The following is a 6,887-nucleotide window of genomic DNA, read 5'->3' on the forward strand; positions in this document are numbered from 1 at the left end:
GCCTGGCCCTTCTCTCATCGAAACGCTTACGCAAGAAGCGTCGGGAAACCTGTCGTTCAGATACGCTGTCTGGCAGCCACTACAAAGATCGACATTACCCAAAGGATCGACATCGAAGAAAAAGTCGGTATCGGGCACGAAGGTAGTATGCCCGGCGCGTTGGAGACGGGTCTGCTTTGCCTTGGCTTTTGCCCGGTTCACCGACGCAAGTCCGGTCCAAACCCTGCAAACCCCACACGATTGAACGATCTTTTGATCGGTTTGCATGCAAAAAACATGTGTATGGCTCAGGCCCGGCCGGGCGGATTTGTGACGATTTTATGACAATCGCGGGAACCGATCTGGCTGTATCACCACTTAAATGACTGTCGTTTATTACCGCAACGGAGAAAGCTCTAATCGGTAGAACTCACAGTGTTCCGGGTCATTAGCGTGTAACGGAGATGTAGACCGCGTTCTCTTCGGCATGATGCCGTTGGTGCTTCGTGGGTAATAAACGGGATATAAAATTAATATACAGGAGTTTAATAATAAATATGGTAAAGGTTACCTCTTCCGGATTGACTGCCATTCCAGCGCTTCAACATACCGAAAGTGCCGCGCCCGCGGCCAATCCCCCTCCATCGCCAGAGCCTTCACCCATTGCTGCTGACAGCGAGTCATCTCGCAAGGGCGGCATGCGAAATCGGACTCATGCCAGTTTGAATAGCCAGACGCTTGGACTGCAAGCCGTGCCGTCACAACGCGGAAGGCATGTTCGGGTCGCAAGTCATACGGAGGGAGAGAGTGTCATTAATGCCTGGCTGGCAAAGCGACCGTCGGTTCAAAGCGAGACCAGTCTTGGTAACGATGGCAAGCTGGTGCGTTACACCGCCGTGAAGACGGAACCGCTGGCGCCGCGCAATGAGGCGTTTTTCACCTCTGTGCCGGGCATGTTGATGGCCGTGTTGACGGTCCATCCCGAGATGGAACATGGCATCAGCGGGGAAATCACCGCCGATGCTGTGGCTGCCCGGCTTGCTGAACCTCCAGTAGGGTTATTGACCGGGGTCTGGCAGTCCTCCCATGATCGAGCCTATCTGGAGCGCGGCGGTGTGGTTCATACCGCCAATATGGAAGAGCGCTGGACGCCGTTGACGCTGCCAGGCATGAACCCCCGAGAGCCCCTGCGAATGATTGGTTTGCAGGCGGATGGCGAGGTATATCTACACACCGGTAAACAACTGTGGCGCGCAACTGACGCGTCTGCCGAGTCCATAATCACTGAACGGCTTCCTGAAGGCGCGGCGCTGCGCATTGGCGCGGGTGGTCAGGTGCACGGGCTGCATGAGGGCGCGGTGCATTCAGATGGCATTTCCCGTCCAGTCGAGCTTTGGCGGCCAAAAGCTGGCGCCTTGGGGAGCGAGCAGAGTCCGGCGCATCCCGTTGATTTGCTGCCGTTGCCGGGTGGCACCGCTGCGCTGATCCTCGATGACAAAGGACGCATTTATCAGGCCGATCTGAAAGGCACAGGACCTGTTGAAGCCCACCGGCTGAAATTACCCGGCGATTTTGCCCAAGGGAAAGGTTGGGCCGTGACCGCTATGGGATTGTCCCGAGACGACACGGTTCACCTGATGCTGCAGGATCAGAACGGGCGGCGCATGAGCTTGCAGCGAGCGCCAGGCGAGGCGCTGTTTCGTCCTGCGTATCTGCTGGATCGTCCGTTGCTGCTGCTCTACACCGAGGGGCTGCATGTTCCGTCGGAAGCAGCAGTGCAGTCGCACGTTCCGCTTGATGGTCATGCGCAGCTGGGGCATATCGACGGCGTGCTGCATTATAAAGCGGCTCCTGATCAGCCTTGGGAACGGCTAAAGCAGTCGGGCGGCGAACCGCTGACGGGTGTGACCGCTCTCTATTCCAGCCCGTTGGGGTTTATCGACAGGAAACCGGTTTTCGCTTTACGGGGGGACGCCCGGCAGGTCGTCGAGCTCAAACTGGAGGGGCGTACATCCTGGTTGCCGAGCGATGCCGAACTTCCGCGTCATCCTGCGGGCGGTCCTTTGGCGGTGATACCGGATACGATCACGTTACGCACCAGCCTTATCGCGCAGTTTGGCGAGCCCGTACAGGCGCTGGCGGTTCACGGTAATCGCCGGGTCGTCGCGCTGACGGAATCGGGGCGATTCATGGCTGCCGATGCGGATAGCCGAACCCGCCGACTTCCCGCGTTGCAGCGCCCCATCGCCATCGCCGTAGGGCTCAGCGATCAGTTGCTCGTGCTGCATCACCCCCATAGCCACCGCCCCCAGTTGAAACGATTGAACGCGAAAGACAGCTGGGAGCCGGTGCCGATAATTCTGCCGGGTAGTGTTCACCCTTCAAGTCTTCGCGCTACTCGAACAGGGCAAATACAATTACAGCTGGGAGAAAACTGGCACACGTTGCTGCCGTCAATGACATCGCACGACAATCGATCCTTGCCGGCACGCGTCAAGCCTGAGCCGGATAGCGATGAACTGCCGACGGAGAACTTCCTTGCGGGTAGCAACGCCCTCGCCAATCAACAGCAAGCCAGTCGTCTCAGCACGCCGCATCATGACGCTTCGGTGGTTACGACGCTGGCGGGTACAACAGCCAACAACCCGTTGACGATGGCGTCGAGCGTAAAGGCAGTGGTTGATACGACCCGCGCTCAGGTGGGTGCGTTGACGAGGGATGTGTTGGGCTCCGTGGCGAACAGCGCAATGCGTTCCATGGCGCACACGTTGGGTGTCGTCCTGCCGCCTACGCCTCAGGAGAAGCGCTTGGCCACTTTCCATAATGAGGCGAAACAGGCTTATGCATCAGGAAAAATACTGTTCGAGCAGCTGCCGACGCTCGCACAAGTGCGGTTTGCTTCAGCCGTAGGGCCGTCCGACGGGGAAAAGTTCGGGCTGTCACATCAGCAAACGCAACGCTTGTTGACGCTGCGAGAAGAAAAGCTGGAAGCGCTGTTACGCGACTTGCGCAAGATCGGCTTTCATGAAGGCGTGATCATGGGCGATATGGGGGACGGTGACAGTGCGGACGGTTTGGTTTCTACCACCTCTACGCCAACGTTCCGGCTGGCCGAACTGTGGCGACGACAGCATTCGCAAGTGAATAAAGCGCTGTCTTCGGTCGGCTTGTCCAGATCAGAAGATATTTTGCCGAACCTGAATCAGAGTATTAAAGCCTTGGCGGGTGGCGCGGCGCTGCACCCTGATCGAATGGGCGAACGTGAGGCTGAGCTGTTGAGCGTCTTGTGCGAGGTCAGTGAAAAAATGATGCGTGCTGGCGTACGCTTGCCGGCGGATGATGGAAGCGCTGACAGTGCCAGCAGCCATGCGCCACACGGCTTGCGAACAGCAGGGCTGATTGCAGCTTTAGCGGATTATGATGCGCTGTTGACGAGCACCGACCCGCAGGCGCTGGAAATGACGGAGCGGCTTCAGCAAGATGCCAGGCTTGCGGCATTGTGCAAACTCGGTCTGTCTTCGTGGGTGCAATTAGCGGCCTTCGATGATGTGGTGACGACGTTTCGCGAACAGATAACGTTGTCGGGCTCGGCACGCCGTACCCAGTTGCTCAAAAATCTTGGCCTGCCGCCCAATGCCGCGCCGGACGAAATGGCGGCGCGCATGTCCGATTTGCTCCTGGATCTGTTCAACCGGAGCACCTTCTTCTCGACGCAATCGCGTGGTCTGGAATTGCGCGGTTCGTTGGGATCGGCTGACTGGAAACACCTCAATGCGTTTAGCGTCGGCGTAACGGGCGAGGCGCTTCAGGTGCTCGGCGTAGAGCGCATCGGCGATGGCAAGGATGGCGACGCCGGGCTGGTCGCTTTTTTTGTGCGCCATGCCAAAGCCTCCGTATCAGCGACGTCCGGGGTCGGAATCGACTTCAAGCCAGGCCCTGGCAGCGGCGGACGTGTTCTCGATTCGCGGCCGGGTCGCTCGATGAACTCGACTTGGGGAGGCTCCGGCAACCTCGGTATATCCGGTGCGTACCAGCATGGTCAGGGCGCCGCCGTGATCATCGCGCCTTCGACGATCTCCGACTTCGTGCGGCTGCTGTTCGATGTCAATCACCCTGACAGCACCCAAATCCTGCGCACAGGTGTGAACGGTGGTTCGATTGGTCTGGATCTGTTCGAAACCAATGTGAATGCCTCAGTGGGGGCGAACGTCAGCGTATCGCCCTTCAGCCTGAGCCAGAAATATGGACCACAGAAGCCGGCGGCAGGGGCAGCCGTCTCTGGCGCCGACAATCGGCGCAGCACTGCGTCGGGGGCGTTGTCGATAGGCGGGACGGCTCAGGCTGGCGCGCACTGGGGGCAAATGGAGTTACATCTGGATCACGCCTGGGCCGATATCATCGGTCTGGAATTTCAGGGCCGCACGGATTTCAACCTTGAATTCAATAGCAGCCTGAATCTGGGCGGCGCGCTGTCTTCCGCGCTGGGCGATAACCCGCAAAAGTTGATAAATGCGTCCACCGGGAACGGTAATCTGCAGCTCGCCGGCATCCGCGTTGCGTCAAGCGATGTGCAGTTGCCGACCGATGCTGCGGTTGACGACAAGCGCCGCGGCCCCTTCCTGTCGACGGCCAGCTATAAACGCACCTTCGATACCGAAGTTGCCAAGCCTGTTACGGCCGGGGAGTGGAGCCAGATGCGCCAGCGCCTTGCCAAAGCCTTTCCTGACAACATCGCAGAGTTGGGCGCGCTCGATTACCCGACCAGGCCCGGCGAGCGTATCGCGACCATCAAACAGGTGATTGACCGCATACAAGGCCCGAAGGCGCGCAGCGTGGAAGCCATCGGTGCCATGGATGGAAAGGCGTTGCGCCGTCAGCGTCTCGATGCGGCCAGAGAAATGGCGAGCGCCGGCAACAGCGTATGGCGGGCGAGCTCCGAAATCGAGCGCGCCTCGATCGTGGAGATGCTGCATCAGTTGCGTCAGCAGGAACAAAGCGCCGTCCAGAATCACGCCCGAGCCATTCCCGGCGCGCGCGTGGAATTCAACCTGTTCGGGCGTGAATCGCTGGAAACGGTGGTCTTTCACGCCATCGGTCATCTGGGGCTTGGCAGCAAGCTGAACGATCTGGCGGAGCTGCGTCGCCAGGTGCCGGGGCTTGATCAAGTCATGCTGAGTTTCCAGTCGTTGCCCAAGGTCAATCAGGTGCGTTACGTTTTCGAGATGCGCCCGCAGGCGAGGTTCGCCATCAATGATGCGCTACTGGCGCGCGAGCAGCAGGCTTCGGCACGTGCGCTCGATTTGCCAGGGTCCTCGGAAAGTGAATTGAATTGGCGCGGCGTTCTGGACAAGATCCAAGCCACGCCTGACCTTTATCGGCTAGCGGCGATCGCCGTCCATAACACCGATGAAAACCCCGTGACCTCCAGAATAGGGCTGCCGCTGCTGAATGTGTCGGCCACAGGCGCGACCTCGCATCAGTTGTTCGAAGCGGAAATCCAGTTCCGATACGGTCTGTATGACGGTCTGCAAGGGGTTGAATTGCTGGAGGCCGGAAACAGGGCGTTGCAGTCGCCGTTACGAGCATTACAGCAATCCGGTATTCAGGCTCTGGGGCAGAGAACCCAGGCCGGTGAAGTTCCGTATGGCCCCCCTTCGCCGCGCAAAGAGCCGCCGTTGCGCACCGCAGGGGATGCTGCTGCGCTGACAACCGATGACATTGCGCGAGAACTCGACGTTAAAGTCCAGCGTATGAATACTGCGCATGAACGTGAGGCGAATGCGATCAGTTCGTTCCAGCAGGCTTATGGGATGGCGTCCGCGCTTATAGACCGGCTGCTTTTGCGCATTCCTGAATTGCCATTGCCTGAAATTGAGGACCGCGACGCAGATGGAGGACGTGTGCGGGGTGCATTTGCGTCGCTCAAACGAAATCATCAGGCACTGGATGAAGCTGTAAAGGCCATGCGCCAGGCTATCCAAGTGGTCTACTCGATACCCGGCAAGCAGACCAGGCAGAAGGAAGCTTCGGCTTTGGACCAAGTGCTCAGTGTTGAAAAAAGTCGGCGTTCGCTCGGACATGCCATGGAAATACTGGCTGACAGAGGGGGGGAAGCCAGCACGGCAACAGGACTTGAACTTAACAGTATCTCATCACAAGTGAATGACCTGGTCGCTCGCCGGGAAGCGTTGCTGATGCAACGTGAAAGCGGTGCTCAGGAGGGCGGTCTGGATAGCGAAGAGAGGGCGATGGAGCTTCGACACACCACATCATTGCTGCAGCGGCTGCGCGCCGACTTGCTCGGCGAGCGGCAAGCAATGGACGCTACTGCCAAGCGCCTGGACCAGGCAAACCGCGTTGCCCTCGAAGGTGAGCGCAGCTTCAGCGATGCCGTGCGTGATATGGCGTGGGGCGAACTCGATAACATGCCGCGGTAATCCCGTTGCTCACTGAAACAACAAAGGAAGCGACCTGAGCAGACTGTGTGAAAACACACTGATGAAGGCCCAAGCAAACGCCCCGACTTGTTCGGGGCGTTTTGTTTTGTATTGGGGGCCGCCTCAGAAAAAGGATTTTAAAGTACGTTAAGCTGAACTGATTTCAGTCGTTGTAGTGGCCGGAATCTTGTCGACGGCAGCTAGGGGTACTCTTGGCGGGCGTGCAGGACGTCCAAGATGCTGATGCGCTCTGTACCGACGCGGTAGACAACCAGGTAGTTGGGATGCACAACCGCTTCGCGCGTTCCTGGAACACGGCCGGGACGGTGGATGTAAGGGTGCAGGGGGAGAGCCTCGACCGTGGCCTCAAGGGTGGCCTGCATCTGCTCGGCAGCATAAGGGTTGCGCTCGGCTAGGTAGCCGGCGATTTCCTCCAGTGCCTCCAAAGCTTGTGGAAGCCACTCAACTAGC

At 58.8% G+C, this 6,887-nt stretch carries 3 protein-coding genes; 2 read left to right on the top strand and 1 reads right to left on the bottom strand.

Annotation, left to right across the window (positions count from 1 at the left end):
* Positions 1 to 324 (top strand): hypothetical protein (locus KDX37_RS28510; RefSeq protein WP_231656539.1); only part of this gene is annotated, 324 nt, incomplete at its 5' end.
* Positions 325 to 677: 353 nt separating this feature from the next.
* Entirely contained in the window at positions 678 to 6,416 is a 5,739-nt protein-coding gene (locus KDX37_RS28515; RefSeq protein WP_231656540.1) for a type III effector, read from the top strand.
* Positions 6,417 to 6,616: 200 nt separating this feature from the next.
* Here KDX37_RS28515 and KDX37_RS28520 read toward each other — a convergent pair.
* Positions 6,617 to 6,887, bottom strand: a 271-nt coding sequence (locus tag KDX37_RS28520; protein WP_231656541.1) for a type II toxin-antitoxin system RelE/ParE family toxin, incomplete at its 5' end; no start/stop codon positions are given.

It is taken from the genome of Pseudomonas californiensis (assembly GCF_021147775.1).
Taxonomy (GTDB): Bacteria; Pseudomonadota; Gammaproteobacteria; order Pseudomonadales; family Pseudomonadaceae; genus Aquipseudomonas; species Aquipseudomonas californiensis.